16 protein-coding genes are annotated in these 15,633 nt (G+C 62.6%); 1 reads left to right on the top strand and 15 read right to left on the bottom strand.

Features of this window, described 5'->3' with window-relative positions:
* Window positions 1–52 precede the first annotated feature (52 nt).
* Window positions 53–511: an inhibitor of vertebrate lysozyme family protein gene (locus tag ACJ8KE_RS20240; protein ID WP_016926690.1), complete on the top strand. Its 459-nt coding sequence runs from the start codon at window positions 53–55 to the stop codon at window positions 509–511.
* 40 nt (window positions 512–551) lie between these two features.
* On the opposite strand, the gene gutQ is transcribed toward ACJ8KE_RS20240, so the two are convergent.
* The 15 genes from gutQ to yegS all read right to left on the bottom strand — a co-directional run bounded on the left by gutQ (window position 552) and on the right by yegS (window position 15,334).
* Window positions 552–1,523: an arabinose-5-phosphate isomerase GutQ gene (gene gutQ, locus ACJ8KE_RS20245; RefSeq protein WP_016926691.1), complete on the bottom strand. Its 972-nt coding sequence runs from the start codon at window positions 1,521–1,523 to the stop codon at window positions 552–554.
* Complete coding sequence (srlR, locus tag ACJ8KE_RS20250; RefSeq protein ID WP_016926692.1) at window positions 1,516–2,289, bottom strand: glucitol operon DNA-binding transcriptional repressor SrlR; 774 nt, start codon at window positions 2,287–2,289, stop codon at window positions 1,516–1,518. Before srlR ends, gutQ begins: the two co-directional genes overlap by 8 nt.
* Window positions 2,290–2,372: 83 nt before the next feature.
* Window positions 2,373–2,729: a transcriptional regulator GutM gene (gutM, locus tag ACJ8KE_RS20255; RefSeq protein ID WP_049299964.1), complete on the bottom strand. Its 357-nt coding sequence runs from the start codon at window positions 2,727–2,729 to the stop codon at window positions 2,373–2,375.
* Window positions 2,730–2,775: 46 nt separating this feature from the next.
* Window positions 2,776–3,555: a sorbitol-6-phosphate dehydrogenase gene (gene srlD / locus ACJ8KE_RS20260; protein WP_028127783.1), complete on the bottom strand. Its 780-nt coding sequence runs from the start codon at window positions 3,553–3,555 to the stop codon at window positions 2,776–2,778.
* A gap of 10 nt (window positions 3,556–3,565) precedes the next feature.
* Window positions 3,566–3,928, bottom strand: a complete 363-nt coding sequence (gene srlB, locus ACJ8KE_RS20265) for a PTS glucitol/sorbitol transporter subunit IIA (RefSeq protein WP_004941520.1) — start codon at window positions 3,926–3,928, stop codon at window positions 3,566–3,568.
* A gap of 22 nt (window positions 3,929–3,950) precedes the next feature.
* Window positions 3,951–4,931, bottom strand: a complete 981-nt coding sequence (gene srlE / locus ACJ8KE_RS20270) for a PTS glucitol/sorbitol transporter subunit IIB (protein WP_016926695.1) — start codon at window positions 4,929–4,931, stop codon at window positions 3,951–3,953.
* A 15-nt stretch (window positions 4,932–4,946) separates the two neighbouring features.
* Window positions 4,947–5,495, bottom strand: coding sequence for a PTS glucitol/sorbitol transporter subunit IIC (gene srlA, locus ACJ8KE_RS20275; RefSeq protein ID WP_004941528.1), 549 nt, complete (start codon window positions 5,493–5,495; stop codon window positions 4,947–4,949).
* 236 nt (window positions 5,496–5,731) lie between these two features.
* Window positions 5,732–6,781 carry a class I fructose-bisphosphate aldolase gene (fbaB, locus tag ACJ8KE_RS20280; protein WP_015378749.1) on the bottom strand — a complete coding sequence of 350 codons (1,050 nt, stop codon included), beginning with the start codon at window positions 6,779–6,781 and terminating at the stop codon, window positions 5,732–5,734.
* A gap of 206 nt (window positions 6,782–6,987) precedes the next feature.
* Complete coding sequence (locus tag ACJ8KE_RS20285; protein WP_016926696.1) at window positions 6,988–7,674, bottom strand: GntR family transcriptional regulator; 687 nt, start codon at window positions 7,672–7,674, stop codon at window positions 6,988–6,990.
* Between the two features lie 98 nt (window positions 7,675–7,772).
* Complete coding sequence (locus ACJ8KE_RS20290; protein WP_318670142.1) at window positions 7,773–9,104, bottom strand: MFS transporter; 1,332 nt, start codon at window positions 9,102–9,104, stop codon at window positions 7,773–7,775.
* Window positions 9,085–10,590 (bottom strand): mannitol dehydrogenase family protein, encoded by a 1,506-nt coding sequence (locus ACJ8KE_RS20295; RefSeq protein ID WP_318670143.1) that lies wholly within the window; start codon window positions 10,588–10,590, stop codon window positions 9,085–9,087. Before ACJ8KE_RS20295 ends, ACJ8KE_RS20290 begins: the two co-directional genes overlap by 20 nt.
* A 52-nt stretch (window positions 10,591–10,642) precedes the next feature.
* Window positions 10,643–11,932 (bottom strand): MFS transporter, encoded by a 1,290-nt coding sequence (locus tag ACJ8KE_RS20300; protein ID WP_015378745.1) that lies wholly within the window; start codon window positions 11,930–11,932, stop codon window positions 10,643–10,645.
* Window positions 11,933–12,023: 91 nt separating this feature from the next.
* Window positions 12,024–13,040 (bottom strand): Zn-dependent oxidoreductase, encoded by a 1,017-nt coding sequence (locus ACJ8KE_RS20305; RefSeq protein ID WP_115436746.1) that lies wholly within the window; start codon window positions 13,038–13,040, stop codon window positions 12,024–12,026.
* Between the two features lie 5 nt (window positions 13,041–13,045).
* The gene (manD, locus tag ACJ8KE_RS20310) at window positions 13,046–14,260 is read right to left on the bottom strand and encodes a D-mannonate dehydratase ManD (protein ID WP_016926700.1); all 1,215 of its coding nucleotides are present in this window, start codon (window positions 14,258–14,260) and stop codon (window positions 13,046–13,048) included.
* 168 nt (window positions 14,261–14,428) lie between these two features.
* The gene (gene yegS / locus ACJ8KE_RS20315; protein ID WP_016926701.1) at window positions 14,429–15,334 is read right to left on the bottom strand and encodes a lipid kinase YegS; all 906 of its coding nucleotides are present in this window, start codon (window positions 15,332–15,334) and stop codon (window positions 14,429–14,431) included.
* Window positions 15,335–15,633: the final 299 nt, after the last annotated feature.

Consider the following 15,633-nt stretch of genomic DNA (forward strand, 5'->3'; position numbering starts at 1 on the left):
GTTCAGGCCCGGTTTTATGGGCGAAACCTGATTTAACCTAGGGAGAAGGACTATGACGGGACACCAGGCGCTGCGTTGCGCCCTCTTTGGCGCACTGCTCAGCTTCAGCGCGGGCAGCTTTGCCCAACAAATCGTCACCACATCGGATTTGATTCAGCTGCCGGGGTATCAGGCCAGCTGGCAAAACATGGTGAAAGGCCAGGCGCGGATGCCGGGCTGGGCGCGCAAGGGCGTCGGCACCTCTACGCCGGCGCAGAATCTGAACTGGAAGGGCAAAGAGTATCTGGTCGGCAACCTGTGCAAGCCCCACGACTGCGGCAATAACTTTTTGATCGTGGCGTTCAGCGCGGACAAATCCCAGGCCTGGGGCGTGCGGGTGGAAGTGGAAGATCGGCCGGAAGCCGTCGATCATCCGAAGAAGTATGCCAAGTACCAGTGGCTCGGCAAGCCGAATGACGACATGAAAGCGCTGCTGAAGCAGCAGTTCGAGAACAATCCCGATTGGAAATGATCTGACCGGGGGGCGCCGGTGATGGCGCCCCCGGCGTTGATCAGCCGATGCCGGCCTGATGCAGATCGTGCAGGTTGAGCGCCCCCACCAGCACGCCGTCCATATCGACCACCGGAGCCGCGCTGATGTGTTGTTCGTGCAGCGCTTCCAGCGCCTCCCCGGCGCGCCACTGCTCTGGCAGCCGATAGCCGGGGCGGGTGATCGCCGGGCTGAGCGGATCCTGCAGGCTGTTGCCCTTCACCAGCCAGCGGCGCAGGTCGCCGTCGGTAAATACGCCCACCACCCGCTGCTGCGCGTCGCAGACCGCCACCAACCCCAGCCCGGTGCGGCTCAGTTCCAGCATCGCCTCCATCACGTTGGCGCTTTCGCTCACGCGCGGCAGGCGATCGCCGGTGCGCATCAGGTGATGCACGCGGTTCAGCAGACGCGCGCCCAGGCTGCCGCCCGGGTGCGATCGGGCGAAGTCTTCCGCGTTGAAGCCGCGCTGGCGCATCAGCGCCATCGCCAGGGCGTCGCCCATCATCAGGGTGTTGACCGCGCTGGAGGTGGGCGCCAGCCCCATCGGGCAGGCTTCGCGCTCGACGCCGATATCCAGCACGCAGGCCGCGGCCTGCGCCAGCGGCGACTCTTTGCCGCCGGTAACGGCGATCACCGGAATGCCGTTCTCCGCCAGCAGCGGCAGGATCAGATCCAACTCTTTGGCGCGGCCGGAGTAGGAGATGAACACCACCACGTCGTCGGCGCCGATCATGCCGAGATCGCCGTGCAGCGCCTCCGCCGGATGCACGAAGAATGACGGCGTGCCGGTGCTGGCCAGCGACGCGGCGATTTTTTTGCCGATATGGCCGGACTTGCCGATGCCGGAAATCACCGCTTTGCCGCGGCAGTTCAGCAGCAGCTCGCAGGCGCAGACGAAGTTGTCATCCAGGCGCGCCAGCAGGCGCTGCGCTTCGGTCAACTCGATCTCCAGCGTTTCGCGGGCGAAGGCGAGCAGGGCGTTGGCGTTACTCATCGGGGTCTCCTACCAGAATGATATTGATGCCTTTCGCCTGCAGGGCGGCGAGGTAATCGGGGTTGATGTCTCGGTCGGTGATCAGCGTGTCGACGGCGCTGAGTTCGCACACCACGTTCGGGCTCTTGCGGCCGAATTTCGAGGAGTCAACCAACAGAATAATGCGGCCGGCGGCTTCGCACATCGCTTTGCTGACGTTGTGCACTTCGTTGAAGGTGGTGACGCCGGCGTTGAGATCGACGCCGTCCGCGCCGATAAACAGCTTGTCGAAGCTGAATTGCTGGAACGCCGATTCCGCCAGGCTGCCGTGGAACGAGGCCGATTTTTTGCGGTAGGTGCCGCCGGGCATCAGGATGGTCTGATCGTTGTCCAGTTCCACCAGCGCGTTGACGATGGTCAGGCTGTTGGTCATCACCGTGATGTTATTGAACTGCGCCAGGTGCGGCACCATCTGCAGCACCGTGCTGCCGGCGTCGAAGATCAGCGAGTCGCCGTCGGCGATCAGCGCCACGGCGGCGCTGGCGATGCGGCGCTTTTTCTCGGTGTTGATATGGGTTTTACGGTCGATTGGCTGATCGCCGTCGTCGCGGCTGAGCACCACGCCGCCGTAGGTGCGGATCACCTCGCCTTCTTCTTCCAGCAGGGTGAGATCCTTGCGGATGGTGGTGCCGGTGGTGGAGAAATGCTCGGCCAGGGCGTCCACCGCCGTTTTGCCATGCCGCTGCAGATATTCAAGGATAGCGGCCTGCCGCTGCTTTGGTTTCATCGCGATTCCCGTTCACAAGAGTTGGGCATTTCCCCTCGCTGAATAATTCACTATGAAAGGTAATGTCTTTTAATGTGAAAATATCACGATTTGGGGTCAATCGCTAACGATAGTGCAGACTGGCATGCGCGATCCTCGGGGAAGATCACATCCGGGCGCAAATCCCGCTGATGCAATCCGTGTAAATGAGGCAGCGGGCGGGGCCGGGCGAAGACGGTCAGGCCGCGCAGCAACAGGCTGCCGCATACCCGCCGATCGTCGTCGAAGGCCAGCGCCAGCACCACCCGTGGGCGAAAACGGCCGCCGGAACGGCCGACGCCCACGGCGCCCAGCCGGCATAAACCGTCGAAGGCGCGGTTGAAACGTTGCAGTTGCCACCAGCCGAAGGCGATTTGCAGCAGCCAGGCCAGCAGCGCGAAGGCGATCAAAGCTTGTGTCATGGGGTTCTCCTTAGGCCCCCTTCCGTGGAAGGAGGCGTCGATGGCGTCAGAACATCACCTGGCCGCCGGTGATGTTGATCGATTGGCCGGTGCAGTAAGAGGCCTTATCGCTGGCGTAGAACAGCAGGGTGTTCAGTACGTCCTGATAGTCGCAACCGCGCTTCAGCGGCACCTTGTCGATGTAGTACTGCTCCACCTGGTCCGGTGCGATGCCCAGTTTTTGCGCGTACTGCGGCAGCAGCGACTGGAACATCGGCGATTTCAGCAGGTTGCCGAGCATCAGCGAATGCACGGTAATGCCGTATTCCGCCAGATCGAGCGCCAGCGACTGCGTCAGCCCCACGCCGCCGAACTTGGCGGCGCTGTAGCCGGAGTTGTGCTTGCTGCCGACCTTGCCGGACTTGGAGTTGATCTGGATGATGCGCCCGGCGATGCCGTCGCGGATCATCAGGCGCGAGAATTCGCGGGCGCAGAGGAAATAGCCCACCAGGTTCACCTGCAGCGAGCGGTCGAAGTCGCCCAGCGGGAAATCGGTGATTGGCGCCGCCTTGGCGATGCCGGCGCTGTACACCAGCAGGTTGGCCTGGCCGAACGCCCGGTCAACCGCCGTCGCCAGCGCGATCACGCTCTGCTCGTCGGTGGCGTCGGCTTGAAAACCGCAGGCGCTGCCTGTGCCGTACTCTTCGTTGATCTGCTGTGCCACCCGATTGGCGTTGTCGGCGTTCAGATCGGCCACCGCCACCCGATAACCGGCCTGCGCCAGCCCGTGGGACAAAAAGGCGCCTAACGTTTGGCCGCCGCCAATCACTACAGCTACTTCAGACATGGTCTACTCCTTATGCGATAAATGACAGCGTGCTGCCCAACGGGATATCAGTCGGCGTCGGGCCGGAAACGTGGATCGAGCCGGGGAATTCGGCTTCGGCTTCGCCGTCGAAGCGCACGGTGATGTGGCCCAGCTCGCGCAGATTCTGCGTGGCGACGCTGCCGACGGCGGTGATGGCGTAGCGCTGCTGCGCCAGTTCCATCACGCCGCCGACCTGCAGCTCGCCGGCGGTTGCGCCGTGGCGGTGGATGAAGCAGAACTCTTCGATATCCGCCGGGGCGCCTTCACGGAAGGTGATCAGCATGTTGTCCAGCAACGCGTCGCGGGCGCAGCCGCCGATCTGCGTGATGGTGGTGTGAAAAATGGTGTGCATAAACGTCTCCCTGGGGATCACATTATTGATAAATGAAGGCCGAGGCGGCCCAGGCGATTAACACCGTCGGCGCGCCGGTCAGGAAGCGGCCGACCAGCACTGAAGGCACGCCGACCCGCACGGTGTCCTGTTTGGCTTCCGCCAGCGACAGGCCGACCGGAATGAAGTCGCAGGCGGCCTGCGCGTTGATGGCGAACAGCGCGGGCAGCGCCAGCTGCGGCGGAATATGGCCGAGGCCGATCTGTACCCCGACCAGCACGCCGATCACTTGGGCGATGACCGCGCCGGGGCCGAGGAATGGCGACAGCAGCGGGAATGAGCAGATCAGCGCCAGCGTCACCAGGCCGATCGGGCTGTTGGCGAGCGGCGTCAGGCCGTGAGCGATAAAGTCTCCGAGGCCGGAGGCCATGATGATGCCGATCAAGGCCGAGACGAACGCCATAAACGGCAGAATGGTCTTCAGCACGGTGTCGATGGTGTCGCGTCCGGCCTGGAAGAACACCGCCACCACCGATCCCATGCCCATGCCGACCTTCGCCAGCAGCCCGTCGCTTTGTTCGGTGATCTTCTTGCTGGTGTCGTAGTCGCGCGCCTTGGGCGGCGCTGCAACCGCGGCGGCGGGTGGGTTCTCCGTCGCGTCGATTCGGCTGATGTTGTGGTCACGCACGCCGGAGACATAGATGTCTTCGAGGATAAACTGCGCCAGCGGGCCGGACTGGCCGGTGGCATGGATGTTGACCGTCGGAATGCGGCGTTTCGGGTACAGGCCGCAGCGCAGGGTACCGCCGCAGTCGATCACCGCCACGCCGATCTCTTCCGCCGGCGGTTCGCCCTCTTTGAAACCGTCGACGGCGGGCCAGCCGGTCAATTCGCTGAGGCGATCGACGATGGAAGGCCGGGTGCCGGCGGTGATGTACACCACTTTTTTGCCGGGCTCTATCGGCAGCTCCAGGGGGCCGCCCCAGCCGCTGGCGCCTTTTTCAATACGGATATAAGCACTCATGCTGCACTCCACGAATTAAAGTTGCACCTGGCGATCCAGACGGATGCCCATCTTGCGTTCAAACAGACTGGTGGTGAGATCGGTGACCCAGCCGCGGAAGAAGTTGGTGAACAGCCCCACCAGGAAATAGCTCACCGCCAACGGGCCGAGCGGCAGGCCGAGGGTGGTCAGGCCGCTGGCGATGCCGAGGTAAACGAACAGTTCGCCGGGGTTGATGTGCGGAAACAGGCCGTTCATCGAGTGGCAGCTGTAGGAGGCCGCGGCGTAGTAACTCGGCTTGTATTTTTCCGGCATGAAGCGCCCCAGGCTGAGGGTCATCGGGTTGCAGAAGACAAAGGTGCCGATCAGCGGCAGCAGCAGATAACGCGAAACGGGGTTGCCCGCGCAGCGCTGCGCCAATCGTTCGATACGTTCCTGGCCAACAAATTTGATCAGCGCGTTCATGATAACCAACAGGCTGATCAACAAGGGCAAAATGCCGGTCACCATGCCGACAAACACTTCACCGCCTTTCTGAAACAGGCCGATAAACCACTCGGCGCCGTGGGTGATTAGCTCAATCATTATGTTCTCCTGTAATGGACTGATATGGCCTGGAGCGAACGGCGGCTCTGTCGCCATGGGCCTTACAGTAGTCACTTTGTTGGGCTATTTGTTTTAAATAGATCACAATTTGAAAGATAAATATTTTATTTTGAAAGTTTAAAGTGAAAGAAAGAGAAGGTGAACGGCGCGTGAGGCGGGATAACGGGAACAAAAAAGCCCGGCGAACCGGGCTTTGGGACAGACGGTCCGTCACATCAGGCGATGGTGACCTTCTTGTCCAGGTAGGCGTCTTGCACGGCGTTGATCAGCGCCACGCCGTCTTTCATCGATTTCTTAAACGCCTTGCGCCCCAGGATCAGGCCCATGCCGCCGGCGCGTTTGTTGATCACTGCGGTGCGCACCGATTCCTGCAGATCGTTCTCACCGGCGGCGCCGCCGGAGTTGATCAGCCCGGCGCGACCCATGTAGCAGTTGGCCAGCTGGTAGCGCACCAGATCGATCGGGTGATCGGTGGTCAGCTTGGTGTAGACGCGATCGTCGGTGTAGCCGAATTTCACTGCGCGGTAACCGCCGTTGTTTTCGGCCATTTTCTGTTTGACGATGTCGGCGCCGATGGTGGCGGCGATGTGGTTGGCCTGGCCGGTCAGATCGGCGCTGGAGTGGTAGTCCACGCCGTCCTTGTTGAACGCCGGGTTACGCAGATAGGCCCACAGCACCGTGACCATGCCCAGCTCATGCGCGCGCTCGAAGGCGATCGAGATCTCTTCGATCTGGCGGCGCGACTGTTCGGAGCCGAAGTAAATGGTGGCGCCGACCGCCACTGCCCCCATGTTGAACGCCTGCTCGACGCTGGCGTACAGGGTCTGGTCGTACTGGGTCGGGTAGCTCAGCGTTTCGTTGTGGTTGAGTTTGACCAGGAACGGGATCTTATGCGCGTAGCGGCGCGATACCGACGCCAGCACGCCGTAGGTGGAAGCGACGCAGTTACAGCCGGCTTCAATCGCCAGCTCGACGATGTTCTTCGGATCGAAATACAGTGGGTTGGCGGCGAACGAGGCGGCGGCGGAGTGCTCGATGCCCTGATCGACCGGCAGGATAGACAGATAACCGGTGCCGCCCAGGCGGCCGTGGTTGAACAGGGTTTGCATCGAACGCAGCACGCTGTTGGGGCGGTTGTTATCGATCATTACGCGGTCGACGAAGTCGGCGCCCGGCAGGTAGAGATTCTCGGCGGGGATAGTGGTACAGCGGTGTTGCAGCAGATCTTCCGCTTCCTTTCCTAGCAACTGCACAATATCAGTCATGATTCACTCCCGATTAAGCTTCTTCATACACCGGCAATGCAAGGGTTTTTGACCACCGGCGTAGTAAAAAAGCGGTGATTGAAGCTGTAAAGCGATGCTACCGAACTTGATCCGGCAAGGACAAACAATAGATGCGATTGAGAGGAAATGCCATTGGCGTGGCCAAATACGCGGGGGCGATCGCCCCCGGCTTGCTAAGCGGTTGATTATTCGATCTCGAACCACTCGGTGTTCTGCAGGGCGATCGGGGTGATGGAGTAGATCATCTCCTGCAGATGATCGTGGATGGCGCGCTCCGCCGCCTCGGCATCGCGCGCTTTCAGCGCTTCGTAGATGCGGTAGTGCTGCTTGATCAGGCTCTCCGGCGGCGAGACTTCGCTCAGGCTGAGGAAACGCACCCGATCCATGGTGGCCTTGATGGTTTCGATGGTCTCCCACGCCAGCGGGCAGTCGGCAAACTGGGTCAGCAGCTGGTGGAACTCGTCGTCCAGCGCCAAAAATTCGCGCGTTTGCCCGTTCTGCGCCGCCAGCTCTTGACGGTGCAGGTTATGCTCCAGCGTCATCAGCTGCGCCGGAGTGGCGCGCTCAGCCGCGCGGCGCACGATGGCGCATTCCACCGCTTGACGGATAAAGCGCCCGTCGGCCACGCGCTTGGCGGAAATCTTCATCACGAAGGTGCCGCGCTGCGGCAGGATCTGCACCAGACCGGCCTCCGCCAGCTTGATGAAGGCTTCGCGCACCGGCTGGCGCGAAACGCAAAAGCGGGTGGAGATCTCTTTCTCGGACAGCAGGGTGCCGGGGGGGATGGTGCAGTCGACGATATCTTTGCGCAGGAAGCGATAGATCTGCTGGTTGACCGGGACGTTGTTGGTGAGACTGTACGTTTCAGACATGGCGACAATCAGGCATCTGGCTGGAATTCGAATGCCACCATACTAGCAGATTATTGGTTGAGGGCGGGGGGATAAATCCACCCGCCGGGCAGGGTAACTCAGTGATGCCAATCCTGATACTCCTGCTTGCGCCGCTCTGGCGCGGTTTCCGGCATCAGGCTCAGGCCGAGGGCCGACACCACGCCCAGCACCATCATGTAGCCGGCCAGCCCGTAGTAATGGCCGCCGGTCACCTGCAGGATCTTCACCGCCAGCAGCCCGAGAATGCCGCTGCCGATCAGCGAGCCGATCTGCCAGATCAGCGCGATGCCGCTGCAGCGCACGCGGGTGGGGAACAGTTCCGGGAAGTAGGAAGCCTGCGGCGCGTAGCACATGCTGTGGCCGAAGGTCAGCACTACAATCATGGCGATCTGCGTCACCCAGAAATTATCGATGTTGATCGCCATAAAGAACGGCACGATGCACACCACCTGCAGCAGCGCGCCGGCGATGTAAACCGGTTTGCGCCCCAGCCGATCGGAGAGGCGGCCCATCAGCGGAATGGCGAAAATCTCCAGCAGCACCGCCACGATCATCGCCTCCAGCAGAATGCTTTCGTTGAGGTGGTTGGCCTTACCGTAGGCCAGCACGATCACCGTGAACATGGCGAAGGCGCAGGCTTCGATCAGCTTGGCGCACACTCCTTTGGCGATAAGGCCGGGATAGCGGCGGGCCACTTCCACCACCGGCCGGCTCTCCACCGCTTTGGTGGCGCGGATCTGGGTAAACACCGGCGATTCGTCGATCTTCAGGCGAATAAACAGCCCGACCAGCACCAGCAGCAGGCTGAGCAGGAACGGAATGCGCCAGCCCCAGTCCAGCATCTGCGCCGGCGACAGCACGGCGGTCAGCAGCGCGAACAGCCCGGACGGCAGCAAGAAACCGGCAGGCGCGCCGATCTGCACCCAGCTGGCGTAGAAGCCGCGCCGCGGCGGCGGCGCATATTCGGCGGTCATCAGCACCGCGCCGGCCTGTTCGCCGCCGACGCCGAAGCCCTGCAGCACGCGGATAAAGATCAACGCGATCGGCGCCCAGATGCCGATCTGCTCATAGGTGGGCAGCAGGCCGATGCAAAAGGTGCCGAGGCCGACGATCAGGATGGTGATCACCAGCGCCTTCTTGCGGCCGACCTTGTCGCCGATATGGCCGAACACGATGCCGCCCAGCGGGCGCGCCAGGAAACCGACCGCGTAGGTGGCGAAGGCCGCCAGCGTGCTGATCAGCGGATCGGCGCTGGGGAAAAACAGCTGGCCGAAGAACAGCACCGCGGCGGTGCCGTAGGCGAAGAAATCATAGTATTCGGCGGCGGTGCCGATGGCCGAAGCGCTGGCGACGCGCCGCAGCAGCGGTTGATTGCCGGTATTGACGGCGTTATGCGTGGTGACGGTCATCGGAAACCTCCCGGTCGGTAAGCGGCAGAGCGGCGACGGCGGCTTTGGCCCCCCGGCTCAGCAATTGGTGATAAGCGTGGCTGACGGCGTGGACGAAGTCAGGCGAATCGGGCAGATCGCGGCCGAAGACGCTGTCGAGTTGCAGCAACGCCAGGACGCGGGGCCGGCCTTCCTCGCTGTCGGCGACCAACGCGGCGAGGCGTTCGCGCAGCGGATCGCTGATGGCGATCGGCTCGTCTTGTTCATCGCGGCCGCCGACGTAGCGCATCCAGCCGGCGACGCCCAGCGCCAGGCAGTCAAAGCGGCTGCCGCGCGCCAGATGCCAGCGGATCGCGTCCAGCAGCCGTTGCGGCAACTTCTGCGTGCCGTCCATGGCGATCTGCGCGGTGCGGTGCTTCAACGCGCGGTTGCGGTAACGCTGCAGCAGCGAGTCGGCATACTGCGCCAAATCGACGTTCGGCACCTGCAGGGTCGGCGCCTGTTCCGCCAGCATCAGGTGACGGGCGGCGCGGACAAAATCCGCATCCTGCATGCAATCGCCGACGTGCTGATAACCGGCCAGGTAGCCGAGGTAGGCGAGAAACGAATGGCTGCCGTTCAGCATGCGCAGCTTCATCTCCTCGTACGGCAGCACGTCGCTCACCAGTTCGGCGCCGACCTTTTCCCAGGCCGGGCGCCCCTGGGGAAATCGGTCCTCAATGACCCACTGGCTGAACGGCTCGCAGGCTGCGCCGACCTCATCTTCGACGCCGCCCAGCCAGGTGCGCAACTGCCGGCGGGCCTCCGGCGTTACCGCCGGCACGATGCGATCCACCATGGTGGAAGGGAAGGCGACCTCTTGACGCACCCAGTCGGCCAGCGCCGGATCCTGCCGCTGCGCCAGTTCGACCAGCACCTGGCGCGTGACCCGGCCGTTGGCCGGCATGTTATCGCAGGACATCACGGCGAACGGCGGCAGCCCGCGTTCACGGCGCAGGCGCAGCGCCGCCAGCAGCAGCCCCGGCGCCGACTGCGGCTGTGCCGGGTGGGCGATATCATGCGCGATCGCCGGGTGTTCCGCCATCAGCCGGCCGCTGGCGGGGTGGTGGCAATAGCCCTTTTCGCTGATGGTCAGCGAGACGATGGCGATCTCGGGCTGCGTCAGGGCCGCCAGCACCGCCGCTAACCCGTCGGTTTGCAGGTGCAGCGCCTGGCGCACCACGCCGATGACCCGGCCCCGCCAGCCGTCGTCGTCCATCTCCGCCACCGAGAACAGCAGGTCCTGTTGCCGTAGATCGGCGATCTTTTGCTGGCCGTGCTGCATGCTGATTTCGCAGTAGCCCCAGTCACTGCCGTGCTCGCTGGCCAGCCTGTCGGCGTACATCGCCTGGTGCGCGCGGTGAAACGCGCCGAAGCCGATATGCGCCATGCGCGGTTTCACGCGCTCACGTGCGTAGCCGGGCCGGATAACGGCGGCCGGCAGCGCGCTGTGGTCGGAAAGTCTCATGTTCAATGTCCCTGGAGAGGTAAGCAAAGGGGCGAAGCCGCCCCGTCTGGCGTTAGGGTTTTAAGATTTGCACGCCCGCCGTTGCGCGCGGCGCCTTGATCACCAGCAGCACCAGCAGCGCGCCCAGCGCGGCGACGCCGCCCGCCAGCATAAAGGCGCTGTCGAATTTGCCGGTGTTCTGCACGATGTAGCCGGTGGCGATCGGCCCGATGATGCCGGAGACGCTGCCGATCAAATGAATGAACCCGCTGGCGCCGCCGACCCGGGATTTATGCACCACGTCCTGGATGATCGCCCAGTAGAGAGCGCCGGTAATGTAGAGGAAGAAGATCGACACCGACATCAGCATCACCGCCGGCACCACGCTGCTGACGGTGCCCGCCAACGCCACGCACACCGCCGCCGCCAGCAGGCTGGTGACCAGCACGATCTTGCGTGACAGCAGCAATTTTCCGGTGATGTTGAAGATCTTGTCGGAAATATAGCCGCCGAGCGCCAGCCCGACGAAGCCGACGATCCACGGGATCATCGTGGTCAGGCTCATCTCTTTGATGTTCAGGTTGTGCGCCTGCACCAGATACGAGGGGAACCAGCTCAGGAAGAAGAACAGGATGTAGTTGTAGCAGAAGAAGGCGAAGGCGGTGACCAGAATGATCGGCTGCTTCAGGTAGTAACCCAGCCCGTGCGGAGCGTCGCTCAAGGCGCTTTCCTCGCCGAGATTTTCCTGTTTCAACCGTGCGATCAGCGCCCGTTCTTCGTTGCTGACGCGTTGGCTTTTCGCCGGGTTATCCGCCACCACGAAAAACCACACCAGCATCCAGACGATGCCGATGGCGCAGATGATCATAAACGCCGGCCGCCAGCCGAACGCCAGCGCCAGATAGCCGACGATCGGCCCGGCCACCGCGCCGCCCAAGGGCGAACCGGCGCTGAGCAGGCCCACGGCGGTCGCCGCCTGTTTCTTCGGGAACCAGCCGTTAATCATCTTGTTGGCCGAGGCGCAGATCGGCCCTTCGGCCATGCCGAACAGGACGCGCAGGATCAGCATTGAGTAAAAACCGGTGGCGATCGCCGTCATGCCGCAGAAGATGGACCACAGGCCGACCGCCACGCCCAGCACCAGCGTCGGGCCGAAGCGGTCGACCGCCAGCCCACCGACGAAGTTGAAAATGGCGTAGCCGAAGAAGAAGCTGCCGAAGATCAGACCGAACTGTTCGGCGTTCAGCATCAGATCCTGTTCGATCATCGGCACGGTGATCGACAGCGCCACGCGATCGAGGTAGTTGATCATGTAGACCATGAACAGCAGGAACACGATGGTCCAACGCAGGTTTTTAAACATAAAGCACTCCACTGGGTGTCGTTTTAATCGTGATGCTTCGTTGTTTGCACGGGCGGCGGGCGCCGCCCCATGCCCCGATGCCGCCTTGGCGTTACTCGAACTGCAGCAGCACCTTGCAGCAGGTGCGCTGATCCCGCTCGAACATCTGCATCGCCCGTTCGACGTCGTCGGCGGGCACGCAGTGGGTGAGCAGCCGCTGCGGGTCCAGCTTGCCGTCCGCCATCCAGGCGATCACCTGCGGGAAGCGCGCGCTGTTCAGGCGCGAAGAGAAGATCGACAGCTCCTTGCTGGTGATGCTCTGCTGGGTCAGGGTGCAGGCGTCGCCGGAAAAGCCCATGATGCCGATGCGCGCCGCCGGCGAAGCCAGCGCGATCGCCTCCGGTAAAATGGCGGGGTGGCAAGCGGCATCGACGATCAGCGTCGGCTGAACGCCGCGCTGCTGCAGCGCCTGCGGCAATGCGGCCTCGGCGTTGTTGAATGTTTCGTCGGCGCCGTTGGCGCGCGCCATGTCCAGCCGCTCGGCGATGCGATCGACGACCCATACCTGCTTGACGCCATACACCCCTTTCAGCGTCTGGATCACCGTGAGCCCCATCGGCCCGGCGCCGTAGATCAGCGCGATGTCGTCGGGGCGCGGTTGCAGATGGGCGGTAATGTTGGCGGCGATGCTGAAGGGTTCGATCATCGCGGCGTGGCGATCGCTGATGGCCGGCGGAACCGGGTAGGCATTGCGCGCCGGTACGCAGGCGTAGTCGCTGAAGCCGCCGTCGCAGTGCACGCCGATCACCTGCAGCGAGGTGCAGACGTTGGGGCGGCCGACCGAACAGGGATAGCAGTGGCCGCAGCTCACCACCGGGTCTACCGAGACGCGTTCGCCGAGGCGCGCCGGATCGACGCCTTCGCCCAGTGCATCGATCAGGCCGAAGAACTCGTGGCCGATCACCCGCGGGTAGCGGGCGAACGGGTTATGGCCGTGATAGATATGGACGTCGGAGCCGCAGATGCCGGCGAATTTCACCTTGACCCGCACTTCGCCGGCCGCCGGTAGCGGCAGCGCGCGCGTCTGGATCGCCAGGCGCCCGGGCTGTTCGATCACGACGCTGCGCATGGTGTTTACCAGTTCCATAAGGTGCCATCCTCCAGACGCGCGACCGGCAGGTAGGCCGGTTCATACGGGTAACGGGCCGCCAGCTTCTCATCGAACTCGATGCCGATGCCCGGCTTGTCGCCCGGATGCATATAGCCGTCGTCGAACGTCCAGCTGTGCGGGAACACTTCGAGCATTTGCTCGGAATAGCCCATGTATTCCTGCACGCCGAAGTTTGGCACCCACAGATCGAAGTGCAGCGCCGCCGCCATGCAGATCGGCGACAGATCGGAAGGGCCATGTGAACCGGTACGCACCTGATACAGTGAGGCGAAGTCGGCGATGCGCCGCATGCCGGTAATGCCGCCCGCGTGCGTCAGGGTGGTGCGGATGTAGTCGATCAGCTGTTCTTCGATCAGCTGTTTGCAGTCCCAGATGCTGTTGAACACCTCGCCGACGGCGATCGGCGTGACGGTATGCTGGCGGATGAGGCGGAAGCAGGCCTGATTTTCCGCCGGCGTCGGATCTTCCATCCAGAACAGGCGATACGGCTCGGCGCTTTTACCGAAGCGCGCCGCTTCGATCGGCGTCAGGCGGTGGTGCATGTCGTGCAGCAGGTGCTCGTTGAAACCGAACTTGGTGCGCACCGCGTCGAACAGTTTGGGGGTGAAATCGAGGTATTTTTCCGTCGACCACAGCTGCTCTTCCGGCCAGTCGCCCTTGGTGGCCGGCTCATAAGCCTGGCCTTTGCCCTTGGCCATGCCGTAAGTGGTTTTCATGCCCGGCACGCCGCATTGAACGCGGATCGCCTTGAAGCCTTGCTCTTTATGTTTGGCGTAGTCGTCGAGCACCTCGTCGATCGAGTGGCCGGTGGTGTGGCAATACACCATCACTCCCGAGCGCGAGGCGCCGCCCAACAGCTGATACAGCGGCATATTGGCGGCCTTGGCCTTGATGTCCCATAGCGCCATGTCGACGGCGGAAATGGCTGACATGGTCACCGGGCCGCGCCGCCAGTAAGCGCCTTTGTAGAAGAATTGCCAGAGGTCTTCGATCCGCTGCGCGTCGCGGCCGATCAACTGCGGGCAGAGGTGATCTTTCAGGTAAGAGGCCACCGGCAATTCGCGCCCGTTCAGCGTGGCGTCACCGAGGCCGATGATGCCGTCATCGGTGGTGATTTTCAGCGTGACAAAGTTGCGCCCCGGGCAGGTGACGAACACCTCGGCGTTGACGATTTTCATAACCTTCACATCCTGTAGCTGCGGAGAGATAGCGCGAAAATACGCCATGAACTAACTACCATACAAGTATGAATTAATGAATTTGCCGGAGAGGATCACATTTGATCGCGAGTGTAAGCGGATGAGCGGAGGGGAAGAAGCGGGGCGCAGCGGCTGCGCCCGACAAGGTCAGCCCAGCAGGGCGCAGTTAGGCGGCAGGCGGCATTCGATGGCCTGTGGCAACACTTCGATGCGAAAATGGCGGCCTTTGAGCGGTTCGCCGTCGAGGTTGAAAGTCATCTCATGCGGCGCGTCGATCTCGAGCCACGGCAGCGCCGCGCTGAGGATGCTGTTGCTCTCTTCGTCGTTGAACAGGGCGGCGACCAGCGCCGGCAGCAGTTCATCGGCGATCAGCAGGCGCAGCTGCAGCAGGCCGTCGTTGATCAGCGCGCTGGGGCACAGTTCCTGGCCGCCGCCGGCCTGTTTGCCGTTGCCGATGCCGATCACCAGCGCCTCGCCGGCCCAGCGGAAGTCCGGCCCGCGGATTTCACAGCGGTCGGCCTGCAGCGTATCCATGCGCAGCAGGCCGTGCACAAAGTAGGACACGCCGCCCAGCGCCGCCTTCAGCTTCTCCGGCGTTTCGGTGGTGATGCGGGTGCCGAAGCCGCCGGTGGCCATGTTGATGAAGTAGCGCTCGCCGTTGACCTTCGCCAGATCGATCGGCACTGAACGGCCCTTGATCGCCAGCTGCAGCGCCAGTTCGGGGGACGGAGGGATATTGCACGCCATGGCGAAGTCGTTGGCGGTGCCGAGCGGCAGGATGCCCAGCGCCGGCCGGTTGTGCGCCGGCAGCTGCACCAGCGCGGCGGCCACTTCGTTGATGGTGCCGTCACCGCCGCCGGCGACGACGGTGCCGACGCCGAGCTGCGCGGCTTCCGCGACATAGCGCGCGGCATCGCCGTGCTCCCAGGTGACGCGCACGTGCAACGTTATCTGTTCTTCGCGCAGCCGGTTGACCGCCTGACGCAGCTCTTCGTTACCGGCGCCTTTGCCGTTGATGATAAGCAGGGCGGACGCATGTGAGTGTTGAGGCATTGCCGATATCCTCCGGCGGAAAACCAAGAATGCCTCAAGATAAACCAGCTGCCGCCACCAGGCCATCAGAATATTCAGCTAATTCCGGTTATTTCCCGGCGCTCAGTGAATATGAAGCAATGCGAATTTATCTGAATTTTACGCGGAAATAAGCAAAGTGTTAAAGAAGCGAGGATTAATCGCTGTAGCGTTATTTATATATCGAAGCGGCGTGATTATTATTATTAAAACGGATAATGGGAATAAGTTATGGAAATAGGCGTGGTGGAAAAAAATAGGCGCACCCATAAAGAAAAAGC

It is taken from the genome of Serratia sp. CY56464 (assembly GCF_052168435.1).
Taxonomy (GTDB): Bacteria; Pseudomonadota; Gammaproteobacteria; order Enterobacterales; family Enterobacteriaceae; genus Serratia; species Serratia marcescens.

Coding starts and splice junctions, on each gene's coding strand:
- ACJ8KE_RS20240 (WP_016926690.1), top strand. CDS start 53: ATGACGGGACACCAGGCGCTGCGTTGCGCCCTCTTTGGCGCACTGCTC.
- gutQ (WP_016926691.1), bottom strand. CDS start 1,523: ATGAGTAACGCCAACGCCCTGCTCGCCTTCGCCCGCGAAACGCTGGAG.
- srlR (WP_016926692.1), bottom strand. CDS start 2,289: ATGAAACCAAAGCAGCGGCAGGCCGCTATCCTTGAATATCTGCAGCGG.
- gutM (WP_049299964.1), bottom strand. CDS start 2,729: ATGACACAAGCTTTGATCGCCTTCGCGCTGCTGGCCTGGCTGCTGCAA.
- srlD (WP_028127783.1), bottom strand. CDS start 3,555: ATGTCTGAAGTAGCTGTAGTGATTGGCGGCGGCCAAACGTTAGGCGCC.
- srlB (WP_004941520.1), bottom strand. CDS start 3,928: ATGCACACCATTTTTCACACCACCATCACGCAGATCGGCGGCTGCGCC.
- srlE (WP_016926695.1), bottom strand. CDS start 4,931: ATGAGTGCTTATATCCGTATTGAAAAAGGCGCCAGCGGCTGGGGCGGC.
- srlA (WP_004941528.1), bottom strand. CDS start 5,495: ATGATTGAGCTAATCACCCACGGCGCCGAGTGGTTTATCGGCCTGTTT.
- fbaB (WP_015378749.1), bottom strand. CDS start 6,781: ATGACTGATATTGTGCAGTTGCTAGGAAAGGAAGCGGAAGATCTGCTG.
- ACJ8KE_RS20285 (WP_016926696.1), bottom strand. CDS start 7,674: ATGTCTGAAACGTACAGTCTCACCAACAACGTCCCGGTCAACCAGCAG.
- ACJ8KE_RS20290 (WP_318670142.1), bottom strand. CDS start 9,104: ATGACCGTCACCACGCATAACGCCGTCAATACCGGCAATCAACCGCTG.
- ACJ8KE_RS20295 (WP_318670143.1), bottom strand. CDS start 10,590: ATGAGACTTTCCGACCACAGCGCGCTGCCGGCCGCCGTTATCCGGCCC.
- ACJ8KE_RS20300 (WP_015378745.1), bottom strand. CDS start 11,932: ATGTTTAAAAACCTGCGTTGGACCATCGTGTTCCTGCTGTTCATGGTC.
- ACJ8KE_RS20305 (WP_115436746.1), bottom strand. CDS start 13,040: ATGCGCAGCGTCGTGATCGAACAGCCCGGGCGCCTGGCGATCCAGACG.
- manD (WP_016926700.1), bottom strand. CDS start 14,260: ATGAAAATCGTCAACGCCGAGGTGTTCGTCACCTGCCCGGGGCGCAAC.
- yegS (WP_016926701.1), bottom strand. CDS start 15,334: ATGCCTCAACACTCACATGCGTCCGCCCTGCTTATCATCAACGGCAAA.